Consider the following 23,883-nt stretch of genomic DNA (forward strand, 5'->3'; position numbering starts at 1 on the left):
GGTCGCAGGTCGCGAGGTGGGACAGAAGTGCCCGACCATTGGGACAGAAGTGTCCGGGTGGCGGGACAGGCGGGGGTCAGCGGCCGAAGGGACAGTGGGGATAGGTGCACGGCTTGCAGCGCAGGCAGAGGCCGCCCTCCCCCATGGACACGAAGTCCTCACGGGTCAGGGGCACGCGGGCCGCGATGCGCGGCAGCACGAGGTCGAAGATCGTGGAGTCGGCGTACATGACGCAGCCGGGGAGTCCCACCACGGGGGTGCCGTCGTCGAAGTACGCCAGGCACATCATGGCGCCCGGGAGCACCGGGGCGCCGTAGGTGACGACCTCGGCCCCGCTGCGGCGGATGGCGCCCGGGGTGTTGTCGTCGGGGTCCACCGACATGCCACCGGTGCACACCACGATGTCCACGCCGGAGGCCTTGGCGTCGAGGATGGCGGCCATGACGTCGTCCATGTCGTCGCCGGGCGTCGACACCGAGACGGTCTCGATGCCGAACGCCGCGAGCTTGCCCTCCACCACGGGCGTGAAGCGGTCCTCGATGAGCCCGGAGGCCACCTCGGAGCCGGTGGCCACGACGGCGGCTGTCCGGAGCGTGAAGGGGAGCACCTCGAGGAGGGACTCGCCCGCGGCGGCCGCCTCGGCCTCGTCGAGCACCGAGGAGGCCACGGCGAGCGGGATCACGCGGGTGCCGGCCACGGCGTCGCCCTCCGACACGGCGAAGCCGCCGCGGCGGGTGGCCACCATGACGTCGGGCACGGAGTTCACGGCCATGAGGCGCGCGGAGTTCACGAGCAGCACGCCGTCGCGGGCGGCGGAGAGGCCGATCTTGCCCTCGCTGGGGTCGCCGTCGCGGGAGACGCCGGGGCCCATGCAGAGGGCGGCCAGGCGCTCGGCGGCGTCGTTCTCGTGGAGCATGCCCGGCTCCATCTCCCAGACGTAGAGGAACCGCTTGCCCATGGAGAGCAGGACGGGGNCGTCCTCCTCGGCCACNNCGTGGCNCTTGCGGAACCGGGGGCCCTTGTAGCGCTCCGGCCCCTCGGGGACGATCTGGGTCATATCGTGCACGAGGACGTGGCCGACGGCCTCCTCGGTCGGGATCGTCTTCATGGCTCTACCCCTTAGATCTGGATGACGGAGACGGCGTCGCNCGGNCGCACGGTGCNGGGGCGCACCACGACGGCGAAGATGCCGTCGGTGGGCATGACGCACATGCCCACGGTGCGACGGATCTCGCAGTCGTTGTGGCAGGTCTTGCCGATCTGGGTGACGGCCAGGACGGCGTCGCCCACCTCGAGCAGGGTGCCCACGGGCAGCTCGTGGAGGGCGATGCCCCGGGTGAGGATGTTCTCGGCGAAGTCGCCGGCGGACAGCTCGAACCCGCGGCCGCGCATGCGGTCCACGGACTCGTCGGGAAGCAGGCTCACCTGGCGGTGCCAGGCGCCCGCGTGGGCGTCGCCCTCCACGCCGGAGCCCACGACGAGCCCGATGGACTCCTGGGGGCGCTTGCGCGTGCCCTTCTCGGTGCTGATGCTCGTGGCCGCCACGGTGCCCCTGACGTCGCTCATCGTCCGTCCTCCCTCACGAAGTGCCCGCTCTTCCCGCCGTCCTTCTCGAGGAGGCGAACGTCTGCTATGACCATGTNTCGCTGGTGNGCCTTGCACATGTCGTAGATGGTGAGCCCCGCCACGGACGCCGCGCANAGCGCCTCCATCTCCACGCCGGTCTCGCCCCGGCAGGTGCACACCACCTCGACGGCGACGCCGTCCTCCTCGAGCGAAAAGGAGATGTCCACTCCCGTGAGCNCCACCTGGTGGCACATGGGCACGAGCTCCCAGCAGTGCTTGGCGGCCTGNATGCCGGCCACCTGGGCCACGGCGAGCACGTCGCCTTTCTTGGTACCGCCGGTGCGCACGAGCTCCAGGGTCGACGGCGCCATGAGCACCTTGCCCGCGGCGCGGGCGCGGCGCAGGGTGGCGTCCTTGGCAGAGACGTCCACCATGCGGGCGCGCCCCTGCCGGTTCACGTGGGTCAGGTCGTTCAAGGTTCAACCTCCAATGGCGTTCATGGCCCGGGCGCTCTGGCTGGCGTGGTCGGCGTCCATGGCGTGGCGCTCGGGCTTGCGGTGGATCTCGTCGGCGATGACGCGCACGAGGGCGTCGGGGGCCAGGCCCCGGAGCGGCACCTCGCGCCCGGANTGCAGGCAGGCCTTGAGCATGCCGTCGNCCGTGACCCGGATGCGGTTGCACCCGGAGCAGAACCGGTGGCTCATGGGCCTGATGAGGCCCACGGTGCCGCGCCAGCCCGGGGCCGAGAAGGTCTCGCTCACGCCGTCCGCACCCACGGGGGCGAGATCTGGGAGCTCCTCGAGCACGCGCTCCGCGGNGACGAACGAGGCCCTCGGCCACGACGCCGCCTCGCCGATGGGCATGAGCTCGATGAAGCGCACCGAGGCGACGGCACCGTCCCTGGCGAGGCCCGCCAGGGGGCGGATGTCGGCCTCGTTGACGCCGCCCATGAGCACGGCGTTGACCTTGACGGGGCCGAGGCCCGCCTCCCGCGCCGCGGCCAGGCCGGCGAGGGCGTCGTCGAGGCTCCCCGTGCGGGTGATGGCGCGGTAGCGGTCCGGGTCCAGGGAGTCGANGCTCACGTTCACACGGTCGAGGCCGGCATCGGCCAGGGCGCGGGCCTTGGGCGCGAGCAGCGTGGCGTTGGTGGTCATGGCCACCTCCTCGATGCCCGGCACCGAGCGCACCATGGCCACGAGGCGCTCCACGCCCAGGCGGGCCAGCGGCTCGCCGCCGGTGATGCGCACCTTCGTGACGCCGAGCCTCGCGCAGGCGGCGACCACGACGGCCATCTCCTCGAGGCCCATGACGTCGGAATGGCAGACCTTCTCCACTCCGGCGGCCGGCATGCANTAGCNGCAGCGGCAGTTGCATCGGTCGGTCACCGAGAGACGCAGGTAGGTGATGGAGCGACCGGTCTCGTCAAGCATGGGCACCTCCCTGGAAGCGGACACGGCGGTCCGCGAGCGGCATGACGTGCTCGGGGGCGATGTTCAGCGTGAGCCGGTCCGGGTCGCCCAGGGCCGCCCAGGCGTCCTTGTCCAGCTCGTAGCGAATCTTCCCGGGCCCCCGGGTGGAGAGCATCACGATGGTGGAGAACGTGCTGTCGATCACGCGGTCCACGGTGCATGGGATGGGATTCTCGCTCCCCTCCACGGAGAAGTAGTGGGCGCGCAGCCCCACGTAGTCGGTGGCCGGCCCGGCCTCCCCCGCGCACGCGAGCGTGACGCCCCAGTCGTCGCAGGCCACCTCGTGGGACCCCGTGGCGCGGGCGGCCGAGATGTTCTTGCAACCGGAGATGACGGCCGCCGCCCGGGTGCCGGGCTCCTCGAAGAAGCGCTTGGTGGGCACCGCCGGGTCCGACACGCCGCGGTCGACGGCGCACACCTGGTCGCAGAGGCGGTAGACCTCGTCGCGGTCNTGGCTCACGTAGACGGTGCCGCCGGGAAAGCCCCGGAGGGTGTCGGCCAACGCCATCTCGAGGGTCCAGCGCAGGTGGCCGTCCAGGGCCGAGAACGGCTCGTCGAGCAGCACGAGGGCAGGCTCGCTCGCAAGCATGCGGGCGAGGGCCACGCGCTGCTGCTGGCCGCCGGAGAGCTGGGAGGGCNTGCGGTCCTCGAGGCCCGAGAGCTCCATGGCCGCGAGCTGCGCCTCGGCCGCCTCGCGGCGCCGGCGGCGGGCGGCGGCGCCCCTGAGGCCGGGCACCGGCACGGCGCACATGACGTTCTGGAGCACCGTCATCGTGGGGAAGAGCGCGTAGTTCTGGAAGAGGTAGNCCACGCGGCGATNCTGGGGCGGGAGGTCGACGCCGNCCTCGGAGTCGAAGAGCGTGCGGCCGTCGAGCACGATGCGGCCGTCGTCGGGGTGCACGGTGCCGGCGATGCAGCCGAGCGTGAGCGACTTACCGCAGCCCGAGGGGCCGAGCAGCGCGAGCACGCCGTCGCCCTCCAGGGAGAACTCCACGTCGAGCCTGAACGACCCGAGGTCCTTCCTCACCGACACGTCGAGGGCCATGTCACGCCGCCTTCCGGGCGCGGGCGCGCCGCTCGAACATGTTCATGGCCATGAGCACCACGGCCGAGATGGCCAGGTTGACGAGCACCCAGCTGAGGGCACCGGCGTCGTCGCCGGTGCGCCACAGCTGGTAGACCGTGGTGGAGATGGTGGCCGTCTGGTTGGGGATGTAGCCGGCCACCATGGAGGTGGCGCCGTACTCGCCCAGCGCGCGGGCGAAGGCGAGCACGGCCCCGGCCACGATGCCGGGGGCGCAGGCGGGCAGCTTCACGCGCCAGAACACCCACGCGTCGGACTTGCCCAGCGTGCGCCCGGCCTGGGCCAGCCGCTNGTCNAATCCCTCGAAGGCGCCGCGGGCCGTGCGGTACATGAGCGGGAAGCTCACCACCATGGTGGCGAAGACCGCCGAGTACCACGTCATGACCAGCCTGAGGTCGAAGGTGGAGAGGAGCCACCCGCCCAGGGGCCGCCTGGGCCCCAGGACGNGCAGGAGCAGGTAGCCCACCACCGTGGGCGGCAGGACGAGCGGCAGGGTGAGCACCACGTCCAGGACCCCCTTGAGCCACCGCGGGGCGCGGGCCACGAGGTCCGCGAGCCCGATGCCCAGGAAGAAGACCGCCACCGTGGCGATGGCGGCGATCCTCAGCGAGTTGAGGAGGGGGAAGAGGTCCATGGCGCGTCCTCCCTACCCCGCGAGCGGGGTGAAGCCCACGGCCTCGACCTCCGCGGAGGCCTTGGGGCCGCGGNAGAACTCGAGNAANCTCTCGGCGTCGTCCGGGTGCGCGGCGCCCTTGATGGCGGCGGCGGGGTAGACCACCTTGCCGCACATCTCCTCGGTGGCCTCGGCCACGGAGTCGAGGCCGGCGGAGTAGGCGTCGGTGGCGTAGACGATGCCGCAGCCCACGGCGGCCTCGCTCACCTGCGTGGTGACCTCCTTGACGTTGGAGCCGTAGGTGATGCGGCCGGCGTCGGCGAGCCGCCTCTCGTCGAGCTCGAGGTAGGCGAGGATCTTCTGGGTGTACTGGCCCACGGGAACGTCCTCGTTGCCCATGGCGAGCACGACGTCACCGGAGGCGAGCTTCCGGGCCATGNTCTCGAAGGAGTCTATGCCGGCGGGGTTGCCGTCGGGCACCACGAGCACGACCTTGTTCTCGAGGAGGTCGAGGCGGGTGCCGGGCTCCACGAGGTCGAGGTTCTCGGTGTTGGCCTCGTTGCCGGCCTCGAGCTGGTTCATCTGCNTCTGGGCGGCCGAGATGAACACGTCGCAGGAGGCGCCCTCCNGGATCTGGGTCTTGAGGGTGCCCGAGGAGTCGAAGTTGAAGCTGGGCTGCGAGGGGTTCTCCTCGGCGAAGAGCTCGCCGATCCTGGCGAGCGACTCGGTGAGGGAGGCGGCGGCGAAGACCACGAGTTCCTTCTCAGCGTCGTCGGCCGTGCCCTGACCGGCGTCGGACGCGGCGTCGTCGGCCTCGTCCTGGGACCGCCCGCAGCCGGCGATGGTGCCGGCTGCGACGGCGGCGGAGGCGCAGAAGGCGCGACGGGTGACTGGCTTCATGGATGGGTCCTTTCTATGGGAACCACGGCCCCTGCGGCACAGGTTGGGAACCTGGCTACGGGCGGTGGTGGGGGCCGCCGGCGCGGTGGCGCACCATCTCGGCGCACACCGACACGGCGATCTCGGCGGGAGTGACCGCGCCGATGTCGTCGCCGATGGGCAGGTGCANGGCGGCCACCTCGGGCGCCGGGATGCCGGCGGAGAGGAGCTCCTCGTCGAACAGGCGGCGCTTGGAGCGGCTGCCGATGCACCCCACGTAGGTGGGGTGGCGGCCCATGGCGGCCTTGAGCACGTCGAGGTCGGCCACATGGCCGTGGGTCATGACCACCACGTAGTCGCGCGGGCCGATGGGGAGGCCCCGGGCCACCTCCACGAAGTCGCCGCAGCGCACGGCGCGGGCCTCGGGAAACCGGTCGGGGACGGCGAGGGCCGGGCGGTCGTCGGCCACCTCGCAGGTGAAGCCCACGGCCGAGAGCGCGGGCACGAGGGCGGCAGAGACGTGGCCGGCGCCGAAGACGTAGACCACGGGGTCAGCAACGGGGCGCTCCACGTAGGTGCGGGCCTCAGGGTACCAGAGGGTGTCGTTGGCCCCCGGGGACACCGGGCCCGGGACGTCCGGCGCCCCGTCGCGCACCGCGAGCGCGGCCGGGCCCTCCTCGGGCCACGCGGCCTCGAGCCAGTGGCCCGCGCCCGCGTCGAGGGCGTCGAGCAGGCGGTCGAGGAACACGGCGTCGGCCGGCACCAGCCGGTGGATGCCCACGAGGGCGTCGCCGCCGCAGGCCATGGCGGTCATAGCGTGGGTGTACCAGGTGAGGTCGTCGGCGGGGCCGGTGCCGTCGGCCGCCGCGAGGCAGCGCTCCTGCACCATGGCCTCTACCTTGCCGCCGCCCACGGTGCCGATGAAGCCGTCGCCCACNTAGGNCATGGCCGCAGACGCCTCCCGGGGCATGGAGCCGCGGCACGACAGCACCACGGCCACCACCGTGGGGCGGCCCTGGACGAAGGAGCGGGCGACGGCCCCCACGAAGCGGGGGTCGCGCAGGGTGTCGGTGAGGTCAGCCACGGTCACTCCCCTCCCTTGGGTCGGCGGGGGCGGGNGCGGAAGTGGTCCAGGGCCTCCAGGACGNCGCCGGCGACGGACCGGGCCTTGTCGGAGACCGAGAAGCAGTTGGACACCTCGCAGCGCGGGTCGATGTCGCCGGCCTTCATGTCGCGGAAGACGGTCAGGCCGTCCTGGAGCAGGCCGCGGAGCACGCCGTCGATGGTGGCCTCCATGGGCACGCCATCCACCGTGGCCACCACGTCGCCGGCGGCCACCACGTCGCCGATGGACGCCACGCCGCTGAAGACGCCGTCGGCCGGGGCGCGGAGCACCCGCTCCACGGTGTAGCCGCCGATGTTCCCGGGGATGCCGGTGTTGGGGGCCGGGGTGCCGCGATAGTAGACGCGGCCGAGGTCGTGGCCGCGCTGGGTCTCCACCGCAGCATCGACGTCGTCGGGGGCCGTGAATCCGGGGNNCACGCCCACGACGATGGGGGCCATGGAGAGGTCGGTGCCGAGGTTGCGCTTGGCGAGGATGGCGTCCACGACGGCGTCGGGGGCGAGCGCGGGGATGGAGCGGCCGTCGGGATCCACCATCACGGCCACGTTGCCGGCGGCCACCGCGGCCGCCACCTCGTCGGGGCCTGCCACGGCCACGCCGCGCACGTCCTCCACGAGGGTCTCGCCCAGCCGCACCGCCTCGGAGAAGCACACCGTGCGCCTCACCGACGTGGGCTCCGCGATATCGAGCATGGCCACCTGCCAGCCGGCCCGGTGAAGGCGCACGGCGATGCCGGAGGCGAGGTCGCCGGCACCACGCACACAGACGAGCATGGGACTTCCCTTCCCCGTTGTTCTCAAGAGCAGATAACGATGACAGGGCCTGTGCCCTGTCCCCTAGGGCCTTTGCCACTTCAGGCCGCTGGAAAACAGGGCACCGCGAATCTTCCGGTAAACGAAAGTGCCTTGACGGGAGTNCCTTAAACGGTAACCACGCCCGGCTGGGCGGACAGGATCTGGGCGATCTCGTAGAGGTTGGTCACGCCGCCCGCGGCGAGCTTCTCGCGAAGGTGGTGGAAGTCGAGGCAGGTACCGCAGGTGAGGATCCTGCAGCCGCGCTCCTCGAGGGTGCGGACATCCTCCACGGTGTCGCTCCCCTCGCAGNTGAGCCGGGCGCCGTCGTTGAAGAACAGGCAGCAGGAGGGCACCTGGTCCTGCTGGGAGAGGCCGTAGATGAGGCCCTTCACGAGGATGTGGCCGAGCTCGGGGTCGCCCTGGCCCATGGAGGAGGACCCGAAGGCGAAGACCGAGGGCACCGTGGCCGGCGNGTCGCAGATGGCGGCGGCCTCCTCCTCGGCGGAGGCGACCTCGACGGCGCCCTCGGGCACGAGTGTCATGACGGTGTGGTCGTCGGCCTCGGTCACCGTGAGGGCGCACCCCTTCTCGGAGGCGAGGCGGGTGAGGTTGCCCAGAGCGGTCTCGTCGTCCACGAGCACCTCGAGGGCCTCCCCGGCGGGAAGCTCCTTGAGGGCCTGAAGGGTCATGATGACGGGCTTGGGGCAGGTGATGCCGCGGGCGTCGATCTGCATGTCGCTCTCCTAACGGCTGGAGGTTTCGTTGTCTCAATNAGAACATATCGCAAGGGGGTGGTGTGGACGCCCCCTGTCGGGAACCTACCAGACTCCATGTGGGGCAACCAGATGAATATTCTTGACTTCCTTCGAACGGCACCGGGCGTCACGCCGGTGGTGGGGAGCGGCGGCAAGTCGTCGCTCCTCGCCCATCTCGCCCGGACGCTCCCCGGCACGGCGGTGCTCGCCACGACCACGCGCGTACTGCCCTTCGACGGCATGCCGTGCCTGGGCGACGCCTCGCCCGACGAGGTGGCCCGGGCCCTCCAGCGCCACCGGGCGGTGTGCGTGGGCGCGCCGGCTGAGCGCGACAAGCTCGCGGAGCCCTCCTGCGGCGTCGCCGCGCTGGCGTCGGCGGCCGATTACGTGCTCGTGGAGGCCGACGGCTCCAAGCGGCTGCCGCTCAAGGCCCACGCCCCCTGGGAGCCCGTGGTGCCGGAGGGGGCGCGGCCGACGGTGCTCATGATGGGCGCCTNCGGNTNCGGCCGCGCGGTGGTCGAGGCCGTGCACCGCCCCAACACCTTCTGCGGCCTGGTGGGCGGCTCCCCGCTNGACGAGGCCACGCCGGAGNTTGTGGCCCGCGCCGTGGTCGCCGAGGGGCTTGCGGGCANCGTCCTCGTGAACCAGGTTGATCCGGGCGACGGCGCCGCCATGGCTGCGGCCGAGCGGTTCGCGGCGGCCCTGCGGGAGGCCGGCTTCTCCGGCCGCGTGGGAGCGGGGTCCGTGCGGGCCGACCACGTGCGGGAGCTCTAGGCTACCCGCCAGGCGTCCCACCACCCGGACACTTCTGTCCCAATGGCCGGGCACTTCTGTCCCAGAAGGCCGAATCCCGGCCGGAGCGATCGGGCGGAGGCCCCGGGGAGCCGGCTGCACGCCGCTCCCCGGGGCCTCCGGGATTTCATAGATTATGAAATATGCGAAGTGACAGATGGGCCAGGCACCGCTGTCACGCTAGACGCGGGCCACGGCCTTGATCTCGACCTTGGCGCCCTTGGGCAGGGCCACCACCTGAAAGGCGGCGCGGGCCGGGAAGGGCTCGGAGAAGAACTCGGNATAGNCCTCGTTCATGGCGCCGAACTCNGCGANGTCGGTGAGCAGCACGGTGGTCTCCACCACGTCGGCCTTGGAGGCGNCGGCCTCNGNGAGGATGTTCTTGACGTTGGTGAGGCTCTGACGGGTCTGGCTGGCGATGTNGTNGCCGGCGAACTCGCCGGTGGCCGGGTCGATGGGCAGCTGGCCCGAGACGTTGATCGAGAGACCCTCGGCGGCCACGGCCTGGCTGTAGGGGCCGATGGCGGCGGGGGCGTTGACGGTGGTGACGGCGCGGTTGTTCATGGGTTCTCCTATCGTTGTCTCCCCCGCCGGCTGGCGGGGCGGATGACCGGGACGGAAAGCGGCCTCATCGGCCGCGGGGACCTTACGGGACCTCGGGGCCGTCGTCGACGCGACGCGGCTCGCAGCCGGCGTGGCGCGGCACGTAGAGGCCGGGCTTGGCGCCGGTGGGCTCGCCGTTCTCGGCAGCGAGCTCGCCGTTGACGAACACGTACCGGGGCATGCCCCGGGCCTCGAAGCCCTCGTAGGGGGTGTAGTCCACGGCCTGGTGCTGGTTCTTGACCGAGATGGTCCAGGCCACGGAGGGGTCCCACACGCAGACGTCGGCGTCCGAGCCGGCGGCCAGCCGGCCCTTCTCGGGATACATGCCGAACANGCGGGCGGGGTTCTCGCTCATGACCCGGCAGAAGTCCTCGGGACCCAGCTCGTCGGCAAAGAGGGTTTGGATGAGGGCGGGCCGGTGCTCCACACCGGGACCGCCGTTGGGGATCTTGCGGAAGTCGCCGACGCCGCGGTCCTTCTGGCCGAAGAGGTTGAAGGAGCAGTGATCGGTGGCCAGGGTGTCGATGGAGCCGTCCACCAGGGCGTCCTGCAGCACGGAGCGGTCGTGGGGCTTGCGGGGCGGCGGGCTCATGACGTACTTGGCGCCCTGGAAGTCGGGCTCGAGGAAACACGTGTCGTCGAGGATGAGGTACTGCGGGCACGACTCCACGCACACGTCCACGCCGCGGGCCTTGGCGGCCTCGACGGCCTCGAGGCCCAGGGCCGTGGAGAGGTGCACCACGTTGACGCGGGCGCCGGAGAGCTCGGCGAGGTACATGAGGCGCGAGATCGCCTCGGCCTCGCAGATGGCCGGTCGGCTCATGGGATGGCCCTCGGGGCCGGTGACGCCGGCGTCGAAGACGCGCCGCTGGAGGCTGTCCACGAGGTCGCCGTTCTCGCAGTGGACGCAGAGGATGCCGCCCCCGGGCCTTATCGTCTCCAGGACGTCGCGCATCTGGTCGTCGGGGAGGCGCAGGTGGTCGTAGGCGAAGTACGTCTTGAACGAGGTCACGCCGGCGTCGNACATGGCCGGGNTGTCGGCCTTGGTCTCGTCGTTCCACTCGGCGATGGCCATGTGGAAGCCGTAGTTGGCCGTGCACGTGCCGTCGGCGCGGCGNTGCCACTCGGCCNGGGCGNCGGGCATGGTGGTGCCGCGGTCCTGGGTGGCGTAGTCCACGATGGTGGTGGTGCCGCCGCAGGCCGCCGCACGGGTGCCGGTCTCGAAGGAGTCGGCGGTCCAGTCCATGCCGGTCCAGCACTGCATGTGGGTGTGGGCGTCGATGAAACCGGGATAGACGTAGCAGCCCGACGCGTCGTAGACCTCGTCGAAGCCGTCGCGCGAGGCCACGCCGCCGGGGACGACGTCGGCGATGGAGCCGCCGTCCAGGACGAGGTCGCCCCGCACGGGCCCGGCGGGGGTGACGANGATGCGGTCGGCGATGAGTCGCATGGTGTGCTTGTCCTCCTTCACTGGCAGGAGCCGAGGCGCCGGAGCTCCTCGGGCGTGTCGACGTCGGCGACGGACTCCGGCCCCAGGGCCTCCACGGTCACCACGCGCGCGGCGACGTCGGGCCTGGAGGCGATGAGCGCGGCGCCNCCGCGGTCCCCCTCGACGCCGGCCAGGGCACCGAACAGGTCGCGCGGCCAGAGCACGGGGTTGCCGGGCTCGCCGCGGGACGCGAGCCGGACGACAGCGCCGGGGTTGGCCTGGTGNCAGGCAACGAGGGCGAAGACGTCCCCGGGCGCGAGCCGGGGCTGGTCGCCGCAGACGAAGAGGCAGCCGGCCGCGTCGCCCACGGCGGAGAGGCCGGCCCTCACGGAGTCGGAGATGTCGGGGCCGTTGGGGGCCACACAGGTGAGGCCCAGGCCCTCGGCGAGGTCCGCGACGGGCCCAGAGGCCGCCGCGACCACGGTGTCGAGGAGCCCCTCGGGCAGCGCTGCGAGCGTGTGCGCAAGCACCGGCCGGCCGTCGAGGTCGGCGAGGAGCTTCTGGGAGCCGAACCGCTCCGAGCGGCCGTTGGCGAGCACCACACAGGCGCACCGGGGCATGCCGAAGAGCCCCTCGAAGCACGAGGCGAACGCGGCGTCCGCGGCATCGGAGCAGGCGGCCTCGAAGGCGCGGTAGCGCGCGAGGAGGTCGGCGCCCCGGGGCGTAAGCTCCGACGAGNCGCCGTCGGCGCCGCCGATGCGGCGGGCCAGCAGCGGGAAGCCACAGGCCTGCTNGGCGTTCTNGACCACGCGGTTGGCCTTGGAGTAGCTCATGCCCATCTCGCGCGCCACGGCGGAGAGGCTCCCGAGGCGGTCGACGCCCTCCAGGAGCCGGCAGGGCCCCGGCCCGAAGAACCGGGCACCGTCCCCGTCCACCAGCGACGCATGTACCGAAGGCCTCATCCCTCTCCCTCCCCCGGAAGATCCGACCCATACAGACCGGGCCGGGCACGATCGGTCGCGCCCGGCCCGGTGGAAGCTATGTACCCTCAGGCCCCACGGGCGTGTGGGTCCAGCTTACTTCTCCTGGAAGAGACGGGGCTTGTCGGCGGCGTCGAGGGCGCGCAGGGTGGCCTGCGGGTCCTTGCACNTGGNCAGGAAGATCATNGNCGCGATGGCNTACGGCTTGTAGCTGGCCTCCTTGTACATGCCCACGCGGTGCGCCTCGAAGACGTCGTTGGTGACCTCGCCGTGCTCGCAGGAGACACCCTCGATGTCGGCGGGCAGCGGGTGCATGTAGATGGCGTTGTTGGTGGTGGCCNTGAGCTCGNGGGTNGTCNCCCAGTCCATGTGCTGCTTGTTCTGCTCGAGGAGCTTCTGCTCGAGGGCATCGATGNCGTCGAAGTCGCCGGCGGCGTAGAGCTTGGTGCGCTCCTCCATGCCCACGAACGGAGCCCAGCTCTTGGGGATCACGATGTCGGCGCCCTTGAAAGCNTCGGCCATGTCGTTGGTCTTGGTGAAGGTGCCGCCGGACTCCTGGGCGTTCTTGCGGGCCACGTCCTCGACCTCGGGCATGACGTCGTAGCCCTCGGGGTGGGCCAGGACGACGTCCATGCCGAAGCGGGTCATGAGGCCGATGATGGCCTGGGGCACGGAGAGGGGCTTGGCGTAGCTGGGCGAGTAGGCCCAGGACATGGCGATCTTCTTGCCCTTGAGGTTCTCGACGCCGCCGAACTGGTCGGCGATGTAGAGGAGGTCGGCCATGGACTGCGTGGGGTGGTCGATGTCGCACTGGAGGGAGACGAGCGTCGGCTTCTGGTTGAGNATNCCGTCCTTGTAGGACTCGTCGACCGAGGCGATGACCTCCTTCTGGTACTTGTGGCCCTCGCCGATGTACATGTCGTCGCGGACGCCGATGACGTCGGCCATGAAGGAGACCATGGTGGCCGTCTCGCGCACGGTCTCGCCGTGGGCGATCTGGGACTTCTTCTCGTCGAGGTCCTGGACGGTCAGGCCGAGCATGTTGCAGGCGCTCGCGAAGGAGAAGCGGGTGCGGGTGGAGTTGTCACGGAAGATGGAGATGCCGAGGCCCGAGTCGAAGATGCGCGGGCTGATGTTGCGCTCGCGGAGGTTGCGCAGGGCGTTGGCGACGGCGATGANGGCCTCGAGGTCGTCCTTGGACTTGTCCCAGGTGANCAGGAAGTCGTTCTCGTACATGTCCGAGNAGTCGAGGGTGTCGAGCTTGTCGATGAGCTTCTGAAGCTGAGNGTCCATGGGTGCCTTTCTTCGTGGTCGATGGGGCGGCGGGGCCGCAGGGCCCCGCCGCAGGGAACCGGGTTTACTCGCCGTCGTTGTCGGTGCCGAGGTTGTCGGCGCGGAACTCGGTGGCGGACTCGCAGACGGCGTCGCCGTCGTAGAGGTTGACGGAGGCCACGTAGAGGGCGGCGGCGGCCACGAGGTCGTCCTTGTAGGTGACCTCGTTGGGGGCGTGGGCCTGGGACTCGGCGCCGGGGCCGTAGCCCACGCAGGGGATGCCGTAGCGGCCCTGGATGGCCACGCAGTTAGTGGAGAAGGTCCACTTGTCCACGAGGGGGCGGTGACGCAGGTCCATGGCGCAGTCGGGTCCCTGGCGCTCGTCGCCGAAGAGGGCCTTGTGGGCCTCCACCATGGCGGCCACGTGGGGCGCGGACTCCTTGTTGATCCACGTGGGGAAGTAGGCCTCGGTCTCGTAGACCTCGCCCGTCCAGCTGGGACGGTCGTAGTTGTACATGGAGACCTGGACGTCGTCGCCGTACTTCTTCACCGCGGGGAGGTCGCGGATCTCCTGGAGGCAGCTCTCCCAGGTCTCGCCGGCGGTCATACGGCGGTCGATGGAGATGGAGCAGGAGTCGGCNNCGGCGCAGCGCGAGGGCGAGGTGTAGAAGATCTGGGAGACGGTGCAGGTGCCGCGGCCCNGGAAGCGGGCGTCCTCGAAGTGCTCGGGGTTGTACTTGGGGTCGAGCATCTTCACGAGGCCGCGGATCTCGGTGGACTCGTCGCAACCGTTGTTGTTGAGGTCGCGGACGTCGGCGATGATGTCGGCCATCTTGTAGATGGCGTTGTCGCCGCGCTCGGGGGCGGAGCCGTGGCAGGAGACGCCCTTGACGTCCACGCGGATCTCCATACGGCCGCGGTGGCCGCGGTAGATGCCGCCGTCGGTGGGCTCGGTGGAGATGACGAACTCGGGCTTGATGCCGTCCTTGTTGTAGATGTACTGCCAGCACATGCCGTCGCAGTCCTCTTCCTGGACGGTGCCGACGACCATGATCTTGTAGCCCTCGGGGATGAGGCCGAGATCCTTCATGATCTTGGCGGCGTAGGTGGCGGAGCAGACGCCGCCCTCCTGGTCGGAGCCGCCGCGGCCGTAGATGACGTCGTCGGTCTCATAGCCCTCGTAGGNGTCGGCGTTNCAGTTGTNGATATTGCCGATGCCCACGGTGTCGATGTGGCCGTCGAGGGCGATGATCTTGTCGCCGTCGCCCATGAAGCCCATGACGTTGCCGAGTCCGTCGACCTTGACCTCGTCGAAGCCGAGCTTCTCCATCTCGGCCTTGATGACAGCGACGACCTCGCCCTCCTCGCAGCTCTCGCTGGGCTTGGAGATCATGGCACGCAGGAAGGCGGTCATCTGGGGGCGGTACGCCTCGGCCGCGTCCTTGATCTTCTGGTAGTCGAGCTCTTTGTTCACTGCAGTTCCTCCTCGCTATGGGACCGGTGCCTGTGCGGGCNTCCTCGCGTCTGGGAGGGTCGAAGGGGGGTGGCTGGACCCGGCCCGCAGCCGGCCCGGCCACACTCTGGCGATGGATGTCTACCGCTCGATGTCCTCGGTCGGGTAGGCGCCGCCCCAGACCACCTCGCGGTAGCGGACGGGGTCGGTGTCGCCCTCGGTGGAGAAGAGCAGCACGCGGGAGCTGCCGTCGAGGCCCAGGGCCTCCTTGAGGTCGGCGTAGTCGGGGTCCTCCATGATGGTGGAGACCACGCCCATGCCCACGGCGCCGGACTCGCCGGACGTGACGGCCGGGTCGCCGGCCAGGGGCGCGGCGAGCATGCGCATGCCCTTGGCGCTCACCCAGTCGGGGCAGCTGACGAAGGCGGTGACGTGGTTGCGCAGGATGTCCCAGCCGATGGTGTTGGGCTCGCCGCAGGCAAGGCCGGCCATGATGGTCTCAAGGTCCCCGCCCACGATGCGCGGCTCGCCGTCGGCGGCCTTGGCGCTCTGGTACAGGCAGTCGGCGGCGCCGGCCTCCATGACCACGAACGTGGGCGGGCAGCCGGGGAACAGGTTGGCGAAGTAGCCCACGACGGAGCTGGCGAGCGAGCCCACGCCGGCCTGGACGAACACGTGGGTGGGACGGTTGACCTCGAGGGCGCGGAGCTGCTCGGCGGCCTCGGAGCTCATGGTGCCGTAGCCCTGCATGATCCAGGAGGGAATCTCCTCGTAGCCGTCCCAGGCGGTGTCCTGGACGATGACGCCGTGCTCGGTCTCATCGGCCTCCTTGGCGGCCAGGCGCACGCAGTCGTCGTAGTTGAGCTCCTCGATGGTGACCTCGGCACCCTCCTTGGCGATGTTCTCGAGGCGGGTCTGCGTGGAGCCCTTGGGCATGTGCACGACGGCCTTCTGGCCGAGACGGTTGGCGGCCCAGGCCACGCCGCGGCCGTNGTTGNCGTCGGTGGCGGTGAAGAAGGTGGCCTGACCGAAGTCCTTCTGCAGGTCGTCTCCGGTGAGGTAGTCGAAGGTGGTGTCGGCGATGTCGCGGNCGGTNTGCTGCGCGATGTAGCGGGCCATGGCGAAGGAGCCGCCGAGGACCTTGAAGGCGTTGAGGCCGAAGCGGTAGCTCTCGTCCTTGACGTAGAGGCCGCCGAGGCCGAGGCGCCCGGCCATGGCATCGAGGTCGGCGAGGGGGGTCACCGAGTACTGCGGGAAGCCCTGGTGAAAGGCACGGGCTGCGGCCACGTTCTCCAGGGACATGACGGGAAGGTTGGAGTCCTCACTCTTGGGGCACTTGTTGAGGACCCATTTCATCTCTGGCAGCTGCATGGACGTTCCCTTCCCTGCGACATTGACCACACGTTCAATTTGGGAGCCAAACTTTTTGTTTGGACACCTCAACTATAGTCTGTTCATGGGGGGTTGCAAGGCTCATCCCCCAGAGTCCCCCCAATCGACGCCGTTTACCGGTGGACGGTTGTTCAGGGGCCGTGAGCGGGTATTTTCGCTCCTCCCTCTCCTCGTCNGCTCCATAGGGGAAGGCCCCGGGCAGACGCGCTCGCTCCGGGGCCTTCTCGGACCTGACCAAGGGGTTGTTCGGGGACGGTTGGAGGTTTTGCGTTAGAACTTGCCGTCCTTGAGCTGGGCCACGTACTCCTCGAACTTGGCCTTGGTGTCGGCGTCGACGATCTTGTCGGACACGGCGCCGGCGTAGACGCCGCCGTTGGACAGGTCGCCCTTGATGGTCTTCTTGCCGAAGGAGCCGCTCTCCACGTCGTCCATCACCTCGTTGGTCATCTTCACGTTGTCGGTGACCACGGAGACCAGGATGAGCTCGGGGTCGGTGTCGGTGATGTCGCCGGGCTGGCCGATGTCGAAGTGGCCGGCACCGGCCTCCTTGAGGGCCTCGCGGGCGCCGGTGTCGACGATGGAGGCGTCACCGAACATGACGTCGACGTTGTTGGAGTTGATCATGGTGGTGGCCAGCTCCTTGCCCTTGGCGGCGTCGGAGAAGCTGTTGGAGTAGGCGGTGGTCACCTTGATGTCGGGGTTGATCTTCTGGGCGGCCTCGGTGTAGCCCTTGATCTTGTTGAGGGTGGTGTCGAGCTCCATGGCGCCGATGAAGCCGATGTTGTTGGTCTTGGAGGTCAGGCCCGCCATGATGCCGGCGATCTGGCCGATCTGCACGGTGTCGGGCATGGTGCACTCGATGTTGTCGTAGTCGCTCACCTCGTCGTTGAAGATGCAGAACTTGGCGTCGGGGTTGGACTTGGCGCAGTCCTCCACGGAGGCGGTGTACTGGTTGCCCGGGGCGATGACCAGGTCGTAGCCCTGGTCGACGTAGTCCTGCATGGTGGTGGTCCAGTCGGCTTGGGCGACGTTCTCGGTATAGGCGGTCTCCCAACCGTGGTCCTTGGCAGCCTGGACCATGGCGTCGTAGCAGGAGGCGCCCCAGCCGCCGTCATTCACGGGGCCGTCGAGGATCATGGCGACCTTCTTGCCGGAGCCGCCGCCCTCGGTGCCCGAGTCGCCGGAACCCGAGTCGCCGGAACCGCCGCAGGCGCTGAGGCCGGCCACGCAGACCACGGCGAGCAGGCCGCACATGAACAGCCCGAGCCACTTCTTGACGTTCTTCATAGACACACCTTTCTCTGCGCGCCCCTCTTGTGCGAGGCGCTCTCCTGGGCCCTGGGACCAGGGCCCCTTGGGACCTGGGTCAGCGTTCCTCTCGGAAGTAGGGCTTTCCGTTGGCCTTTGGCCNGCCCTTCTGGGCGTTGAANAAGAACAGGGCGACGATGGTGAACACATAGGGGATCATGGCGAAGAACTGGTACGGGACCACAGGGGCGGACACCTGCAGGGCGATCNGCNCGGCGTCGAAGAAGCCGAAGAGCAGCGTGGCGCCGAGGATGCCCACCGAGCTCCAGCGGCCGAANATCACGGCCGCGAGGGCGATGAAGCCGCGGCCTGCCACCACGCCGGTGGCATAGGTGCTCGTGTAGCAGAGGGTGAGGAAGGCGCCGCCGATGCCGGCGAGGGCGCCGCAGACCACCGAGGCGAGGTACTTGGTCCTGATGGCGTCGATGCCCAGGGTCTCGGCCGCCTGGGGGTTCTCGCCCACGGAGCGGAAGTTGAGGCCGCCACGGGTGCGGGCGAAGTAGAACCAGCAGAGGGGCACGGCGATGTAGGCCAGATAGGCGAGGATCGTCTGGTTGAACAGGATGTCGCCCACGAACGGGATGGCCGAGAGGCCGGGGACGGCCAGCTTGTCCATGGTGGTGCCCNGGACGAGGGTGGACCCGTCGCCGAAGATGACCTTGTAGGCGAAGGNGGCTATGCCNGGCGCGAGGATGTTGATGGCCATGCCGGTCACCGTCTGGTCCACGCGCAGCGAGACGGTGCAGAAGGCGTAGACCATGTTCACGGCTATGCCGGCCACCGCGCCGCACAGGACACCGAGCCAGAGGTTGCCGGTCTGGTAGCCCACCACGAAGCCGGTGAAGGCGCCGATGGTCATGAGGCCGTCAAGGCCGATGTTCACGAGGCCGGCGCGCTCCGAGAAGAGCTCGCCCAGGGCCACGAAGAGCAGCGGTACCGTCATGCGGATGGTCGTGGCCAGCACGTCGGGCATGGAGCTGAGGAAGGCNTCCATTACTCGCTCACCTCCACTTTCTGGTCACCGGCGGCCGGGGGCACGAGGCCCTCCTGATCCATGGGGCGACGGTTGAGCAGGTTCTTGAAGGTGGGGAGCTTCATGAGGGCCATGCCGGACACCGCGAAGATGATGATGAGGGCGCGGATGATGTCGAGGATGGCGGACGGGACCATGATGCCCACCTGCATGGAGGAGGCGCCGGTGGTGAGCATGCCGAAGAACAGGGCTACCACCATGGAGCCGATCGGGTTGAGCTGGGCGATGAGCGCGATGGCCACGCCCGAGAACCCGAAGCCCGAGCCGAAGCCCGTCATGAGGCGGTACTGGCGCCCGAGGAGGTCGACGGAGCCGCCGAAGCCGGCGATGGCGCCCGAGATCACGAACGAGAGGAGCACGAGGCGCTTGACGGGGAAGCCCGCGACCCGCGCGGCGGTGGGGTTGATGCCCACGGCGCGGATCTTGAANNCGAANCTCNTCTTGTAGNTGACGTACCAGACCACGACCGCCATGAGGATGGCGATGATGACGCCGAAGTGCATGCGGTCGACGCGGATGAGGTTCACGCTGTCGGCCACGGCGGGCGTCTGGAGGTTGCCGGAGTCGGGGTCGTGGAACGGGCCCGAGTAGATGTAGTTCATGAACAGCGTGGCCACGTAGTTGAGCATGATCGTGGTGATGAGTTCGTTGAGGCAGCGGGTGATCTTCATGACGCCGGGCAGGAGGCCCCAGACGCCGCCGGCGACGATGCCCACGAGGATGCCGAGCAGGACGCCGGGCACACCCTGGGCGCCCGTGACCTGCAGCACCATCATGGTCACCGTGGNGCCCATNATGAACTGGCCNTCGCCNCCGNGGTTGAAGACGCCGCACTTGTAAGCGNACGCCANGGCGAGCGACGTGAAGATGAGCGGGCACGCGCTCATGAGCGACTGGGCCACGCGCCCGGGGTTGCCGAGGGCGCCGGAGAAGAGCAGGGCGTAGCCCTCCNCGGGNTTCTTGCCGAGGCACAGGATGACGATCGCGCCCACCACGAAGGCCAGGAGGATGGCCACGACGGGGATGACGATGCCGAGGGCCTTGTCGCGGTAGCGCTTGCCGAACTTGGTGAATCTGAATCTNCTCACTGCCTCTCACCTACTTTCCTGCCATCGCGAGGCTGATCTGGTCGATGGGCGGGTTGTCGCCTGGGTNNTCGCCCATGATCTCGCCCTCGAACAGCACCGCGATGCGGTCGGAGAGCTTGAGGACCTCGTCGAAGTCGGCGGAGATGAGGAGNACCGCGCAGCCCTTGTCGCGCTGGGCCACGATGGAGTCGTGGATGAAGTTGGTGGCGCCGATGTCNAGGCCGCGGGTGGGGTACACCGCCACGAGCACCTCGGGGTCGCCGTCGAGCTCCCTGGCCAGGATCNCCTTCTGCTGNTTGCCGCCGGAGAGGCTCCTCGCGGTCTGATTGACCGAGGTGCAGCGGATGTCGTTCTCGGCGCGCTTGGTNTCGGCGAACTCCTGGATGGCGCCGGACTTGAGCCAGAGACCGTGGCCGAGGGAGAACCGGTCGGAGTCGGTCTCCTTGAGGATGAGGTTCTGGGCCACGGTCATGTCGCCCACGAGACCCATCTTGTTGCGGTCCTCGGGGATGTTGCCGAGGCCCTGGTCGATGAAGTCCTCCGGGGAGAACACGGCCACCTTCTCGCCGTTGCGCCACACCTCCCCCGACTCCGGCGCGATGAGCCCGGCCACGAGGGCCGCGACCTGGGACTGGCCGTTGCCGTCGATGCCGGCGATGCCCACGATCNCGCCGCTGTGCACCGTGAGGTCGACGTCCCTCAGGCCGCCGTGCTTCTCCTCGGGGTGGTAGGAGACNCCCTTGATCNCGAGGACCGGGCGNTCGCCCGCGANCTTCTCGTANGTGCTCTCCACGTAGTGGTGGCCGATCATGAGGTCGGANAGCTCCTGACCCGNGGTGTCNNCCATNTCNAGGGTNTCCACCGACTCGCCGGCGCGCAGCACCGTGACCCGGTCGGAGATGCGGGTGACCTCGCGCATCTTGTGGGAGATGAAGATGACCGACTTGCCCTCGGCCGTGAGCGACTGCATGATCTCGAAGAGGCCCTCGACCTCCTGGTCGGTGAGGACGGCGGTGGGCTCGTCGAGGATGAGCAGCTCCGCACCGCGGTAGAGCACCTTGAGGATCTCGACGCGCTGCTGCATGCCGATGGACNTCTCGCTCACGGNAAGGTCGAGGTCCACCTCGAGGCCGTGGCGCTCGGCCAGCTCCATGATGGCCTTCTTGTCCTTGGCCTCCTCGATGAGGGGCGACGGGTTGACCTTGGAGCCGAGGATGATGTTCTCGAAGCCCGTCATGGCCTCGATGAGCATGAAGTGCTGGTGCACCATGCCGATGCCGTGCTCGACGGCGACTGCCGGAGAGGTGATGTGGACCTCCTTGCCCCCCATGAAGATCCTGCCCTCCGTGGGCTGGTAGAGCCCGATGAGGATGTTCATGAGGGTGGACTTGCCCGCCCCGTTCTCTCCGAGGAGCGTGTGGACCTCGCCGCGCCTGATATCGAGGTTCACGCCGTGGTTGGCGTAGAACGTCCCGAAGCGCTTGCTGATCCCCTCCATCCGCAGCAGTTCTTCCATACGACCGCCTTTCTCGGGATGACGACGATCCGATGCCGGGCGTGGGCCGCGCCCGCGGTACAGGGAAAATAAGAGAACCCGTTGAAGTGCATCCCCTTATTTTCATTCCANCTTACACGCCCGTTCCCCAAACGTTCAGTTTGGTTCTGCGAACGGAAAATAAGGGGAAACCGAAGGGTACGGCCCACGCTTGTGCTATGGGCACACTATTTGGAAGAACGTCAGACCAGGCCGGCCTCCTTGAACCCCTCGAAGAGGCGCTGGGGCGTCATGGGGGCCTCGTAGAGCTTCACGCCCGTGGCGTCGAGGATGGCGTCGCGGATGGCCGGGGCGGCGGGGATGGCCGGCGGCTCCCCCAGGGACTTGTTGCCGAAGGGGCCCGTGGGGTCCCAGGTCTCCACGAACTCGGCCGTGAGGTCGGGCAGGTCGAGCATGGTGGGGATCTTGTAGTCGAGGAAGTTGTCGTTCAGGGTCCGGCCGGTNGCGGGGTCCTCGATGAGCTCCTCGAACAGGCCGAACCCCACGGACTGGGCGATGCCGCCGTGGACCTGGCCGGAGGCCGTGGCCGGGTTGATGATGCGTCCGGAGTCGTGGACCTGGACGACGTTCTTGACCTCCACCTTGCACAGGGGGACGTCCACCTCCACCTCCACGAAGCAGGCGCCGAGGCAGAAGGAGTTGAGGTCGGTCTGGGCCGTTCCCTCGGCGCTGATCTGCTGGGAGTCGGTGCGGGAGTAGTACGCGATGCAGGAGAGCTCGCCGAGGCCCATGAGGGGCTCGAGGTGGTCCCTGTCGGGGCCGCCCACGATCTGGCCGTCCACGAGGTCGAGGTTCTGGCCGTCNGGGATGAGGCCCGCGGCGTAGGCGAGGATCTTCTCCCGGAGCTGGGCGGCCACCTTCTTGATGGCGATGCCGGTGACGTAGGTCTGGCGGCTGGCGTAGGCGCCGGCGCCGTAGGGGCTCACGTCGGTGTCCTGGGTGGACAGGATGTGCACCGCCTCAAAGGGCACGCCCACCGCGTCGGCGCACATCTGGCACATGACGGTGTCGCAGCCCTGGCCGATCTCGGTGGCGCCGAGCTCGAGCACGACCGAGCCGTCCTCGGCCAGCAGCATGCGGGCGCTGGCGGTCTCGAGCTCGAGGCCGGCGACGGAGCACTTGTAGCACAGGAGCGCCATGCCCACGCCGTGGCGCACGGGGCCGGTCTCGTCGGCGTAGAGGCGCCTCTTCTCGTCCCAACCGATGAGCTCCTTGCCCCGCTCGACGCACTCGGGCAGCCCGTTTGAGACGCAGACCAGGGGCGCCGGCCAGAACGGGTCGGAGTAACCGAGCTTGATGGCGTTGTTGAGACGGAACTCGGCGCCGTCCCAGCCCATGTCGTAGGCGATGTCGCTCATCATGCACTCGGCCGCCCAGGTGCTCTCGGGCACGCCGTAGGCGCGCATGGCGCCGGCGGTGGACTGGTTGGAGTAGTAGGTGAGGGCCTTGGTGTAGCAGGCCTTCTCCTGACCCGAGTACATGTAGCGGAACNANCCCTGGCCGTTGGCGACGATGGCCTGGCCGTGGCTGGCGTAGCCACCGGAGTTGGAGTAGCCCTCGCAGGAGCGGGCCACGAGGTTCATGTCGTCGTCCCAGCTGGCCTCGGCCANGAAGNGCTTGGGCTGGCGGGAGCGCGTGCAGGAGAAGACCTCCTCGCGGGTGAGCTCGAGCAGGACGCAGCGGCCGCCCACCTTCTTGCAGAGCCAGGCGTTGAGGGGCTCGTATAGCACGTCCTGCTTGTTGCCGAAGNNGCCGCCCACGCACNGCTTGATCACGCGGACGTCGCCCCAGGGAATCTCGAGGGCGAGGCCGATGGAGTGGCGGATGATGTGCGGGATCTGGGTGGAGGTGACGCAGACGATGCGCTTGCCCTCCATGTAGCAGTAGGACAGGCACGTCTCGATGTGGGCCTNCTGCTGGCGCGGCGTGGCCATGGTGTAGGAGCCGTGGTGCCACCGGGGGTCGGCGTGGATCTCCTCGATGGAGCCGTAGCCGGTGCCCTCGAGGTCGGTGCGAGTGTCCCACTCGGCGTGGACGTTGCCGGGGCACTCCTCGTGGACGGGCGGGGCACCGGCCGGCGGGTTCACAGCGTCTTCGTAGTCGAAGATGATGGGGTACTCCTCATACTCCACCTCGATGAGCCTCACGGCCCTGTCGGCGGTCACGGAGTCCTCCGCGACGACGGCGGCGATGTTGTCGCCGTACTGGCGCACCCTGGCGTCGAGGATCTTGCGGTCCTCGATGTCGCCGCGGTGGGCCGGGTCGACCACCCACGGGTGGCCGGCGGTGTAGATCTGGTAGCTGGGCAGGTCGGGGTCGAAACAGGTCCAGACGCCCACCACGCCCGGAAGCCTCTCGGCCTTGGAGGTGTCGATGGACACCACCCGTCCCGAGGCGATGGTGGAGCGCACCACCTTGGCTACGAGGTGGGGGTTGGGTACGAGATCGGCCGTGAACTGGGCTCGGCCGGTGACCTTGTCGATGGCATCGACGCGCGTCACGCTTCTTCCTATGGCCATAGTTACCCCTTCGGGAAAACGTGAGTGTAGACGCGGGTGCTATGGCGGGAGTCCGAGGAGTATGCTCGAAGCTAAGGTGCAGTCGGCCGAGGGGCGGGCCCTCGAGCCCTCCCGCCGGTCCCCTGTCTCCTTGCATTCCGTGCGGCGCCCCGCTCCCGCCAGGTCCTGGGGCGCCG

22 protein-coding genes are annotated in these 23,883 nt (G+C 69.2%); 1 reads left to right on the forward strand and 21 read right to left on the reverse strand.

Annotated features, from left to right (window positions below; genetic code table 11):
* Positions 1-76 precede the first annotated feature (76 nt).
* From JX283_RS00870 to yedF, 10 genes are all read right to left on the reverse strand, one after another.
* A complete protein-coding gene (locus JX283_RS00870) occupies positions 77-1,108 on the reverse strand; it encodes a molybdopterin-binding protein (RefSeq protein WP_204828905.1) in 1,032 nt (343 codons plus the stop codon).
* Positions 1,109-1,119: 11 nt separating this feature from the next.
* A complete protein-coding gene (locus JX283_RS08355) occupies positions 1,120-1,566 on the reverse strand; it encodes an MOSC domain-containing protein (protein WP_239652400.1) in 447 nt (148 codons plus the stop codon).
* Positions 1,563-2,042, reverse strand: coding sequence for a cyclic pyranopterin monophosphate synthase MoaC (moaC, locus tag JX283_RS00875; protein ID WP_239652401.1), 480 nt, complete (start codon positions 2,040-2,042; stop codon positions 1,563-1,565). Before moaC ends, JX283_RS08355 begins: the two co-directional genes overlap by 4 nt.
* Before the next feature lie 3 nt (positions 2,043-2,045).
* Complete coding sequence (moaA, locus tag JX283_RS00880) at positions 2,046-2,996, reverse strand: GTP 3',8-cyclase MoaA (RefSeq protein WP_204828906.1); 951 nt, start codon at positions 2,994-2,996, stop codon at positions 2,046-2,048.
* The gene (locus JX283_RS00885) at positions 2,989-4,080 is read right to left on the reverse strand and encodes a sulfate/molybdate ABC transporter ATP-binding protein (protein ID WP_204828907.1); all 1,092 of its coding nucleotides are present in this window, start codon (positions 4,078-4,080) and stop codon (positions 2,989-2,991) included. Before JX283_RS00885 ends, moaA begins: the two co-directional genes overlap by 8 nt.
* Before the next feature lies 1 nt (position 4,081).
* The gene (modB, locus tag JX283_RS00890) at positions 4,082-4,753 is read right to left on the reverse strand and encodes a molybdate ABC transporter permease subunit (protein WP_204828908.1); all 672 of its coding nucleotides are present in this window, start codon (positions 4,751-4,753) and stop codon (positions 4,082-4,084) included.
* Between the two features lie 12 nt (positions 4,754-4,765).
* Positions 4,766-5,632, reverse strand: coding sequence for a molybdate ABC transporter substrate-binding protein (gene modA / locus JX283_RS00895; protein ID WP_204828909.1), 867 nt, complete (start codon positions 5,630-5,632; stop codon positions 4,766-4,768).
* Between the two features lie 55 nt (positions 5,633-5,687).
* On the reverse strand, positions 5,688-6,695 hold the full coding sequence (locus tag JX283_RS00900; protein WP_204828910.1) for an XdhC family protein: 1,008 nt from the start codon (positions 6,693-6,695) through the stop codon (positions 5,688-5,690).
* Between the two features lie 2 nt (positions 6,696-6,697).
* Entirely contained in the window at positions 6,698-7,507 is an 810-nt protein-coding gene (gene yqeB, locus JX283_RS00905; RefSeq protein WP_204828911.1) for a selenium-dependent molybdenum cofactor biosynthesis protein YqeB, read from the reverse strand.
* Positions 7,508-7,653: 146 nt separating this feature from the next.
* On the reverse strand, positions 7,654-8,262 hold the full coding sequence (gene yedF / locus JX283_RS00910) for a sulfurtransferase-like selenium metabolism protein YedF (protein WP_204828912.1): 609 nt from the start codon (positions 8,260-8,262) through the stop codon (positions 7,654-7,656).
* Positions 8,263-8,358: 96 nt separating this feature from the next.
* Here yedF and yqeC point away from each other — a divergent pair, with 96 nt between their 5' ends.
* On the forward strand, positions 8,359-9,057 hold the full coding sequence (yqeC, locus tag JX283_RS00915) for a selenium cofactor biosynthesis protein YqeC (RefSeq protein WP_204828913.1): 699 nt from the start codon (positions 8,359-8,361) through the stop codon (positions 9,055-9,057).
* A 198-nt stretch (positions 9,058-9,255) separates the two neighbouring features.
* Here the strand turns inward: yqeC and JX283_RS00920 are convergent, their stop codons facing one another.
* The 11 genes from JX283_RS00920 to xdhA all read right to left on the reverse strand — a co-directional run bounded on the left by JX283_RS00920 (position 9,256) and on the right by xdhA (position 23,689).
* The gene (locus tag JX283_RS00920; protein WP_204828914.1) at positions 9,256-9,639 is read right to left on the reverse strand and encodes a Rid family detoxifying hydrolase; all 384 of its coding nucleotides are present in this window, start codon (positions 9,637-9,639) and stop codon (positions 9,256-9,258) included.
* Positions 9,640-9,721: 82 nt separating this feature from the next.
* Positions 9,722-11,128 carry a dihydropyrimidinase gene (hydA, locus tag JX283_RS08360; protein WP_239652402.1) on the reverse strand — a complete coding sequence of 469 codons (1,407 nt, stop codon included), beginning with the start codon at positions 11,126-11,128 and terminating at the stop codon, positions 9,722-9,724.
* Positions 11,129-11,145: 17 nt separating this feature from the next.
* Positions 11,146-12,069, reverse strand: coding sequence for an NTP transferase domain-containing protein (locus JX283_RS00925; protein WP_204828915.1), 924 nt, complete (start codon positions 12,067-12,069; stop codon positions 11,146-11,148).
* Positions 12,070-12,183: 114 nt separating this feature from the next.
* Entirely contained in the window at positions 12,184-13,380 is a 1,197-nt protein-coding gene (gene ygeW, locus JX283_RS00930; protein ID WP_204828916.1) for a knotted carbamoyltransferase YgeW, read from the reverse strand.
* A 64-nt stretch (positions 13,381-13,444) separates the two neighbouring features.
* A complete protein-coding gene (locus tag JX283_RS00935) occupies positions 13,445-14,833 on the reverse strand; it encodes a YgeY family selenium metabolism-linked hydrolase (protein WP_239652403.1) in 1,389 nt (462 codons plus the stop codon).
* 120 nt (positions 14,834-14,953) lie between these two features.
* Complete coding sequence (dpaL, locus tag JX283_RS00940; protein ID WP_204828917.1) at positions 14,954-16,183, reverse strand: diaminopropionate ammonia-lyase; 1,230 nt, start codon at positions 16,181-16,183, stop codon at positions 14,954-14,956.
* A gap of 291 nt (positions 16,184-16,474) precedes the next feature.
* Positions 16,475-17,491: a BMP family protein gene (locus tag JX283_RS00945; protein ID WP_135978660.1), complete on the reverse strand. Its 1,017-nt coding sequence runs from the start codon at positions 17,489-17,491 to the stop codon at positions 16,475-16,477.
* Positions 17,492-17,570: 79 nt separating this feature from the next.
* Positions 17,571-18,506 carry an ABC transporter permease gene (locus JX283_RS00950; RefSeq protein WP_204828918.1) on the reverse strand — a complete coding sequence of 312 codons (936 nt, stop codon included), beginning with the start codon at positions 18,504-18,506 and terminating at the stop codon, positions 17,571-17,573.
* On the reverse strand, positions 18,506-19,633 hold the full coding sequence (locus JX283_RS00955; RefSeq protein ID WP_204828919.1) for an ABC transporter permease: 1,128 nt from the start codon (positions 19,631-19,633) through the stop codon (positions 18,506-18,508). Before JX283_RS00955 ends, JX283_RS00950 begins: the two co-directional genes overlap by 1 nt.
* A 10-nt stretch (positions 19,634-19,643) precedes the next feature.
* Positions 19,644-21,149, reverse strand: coding sequence for an ABC transporter ATP-binding protein (locus tag JX283_RS00960; RefSeq protein ID WP_204828920.1), 1,506 nt, complete (start codon positions 21,147-21,149; stop codon positions 19,644-19,646).
* A 221-nt stretch (positions 21,150-21,370) separates the two neighbouring features.
* Entirely contained in the window at positions 21,371-23,689 is a 2,319-nt protein-coding gene (gene xdhA, locus JX283_RS00965; protein WP_239652404.1) for a xanthine dehydrogenase subunit XdhA, read from the reverse strand.
* Positions 23,690-23,883: the final 194 nt, after the last annotated feature.

Source organism: Olsenella sp. CU969 (assembly GCF_905219715.1).
GTDB lineage: Bacteria > Actinomycetota > Coriobacteriia > Coriobacteriales > Atopobiaceae > Granulimonas > Granulimonas faecalis.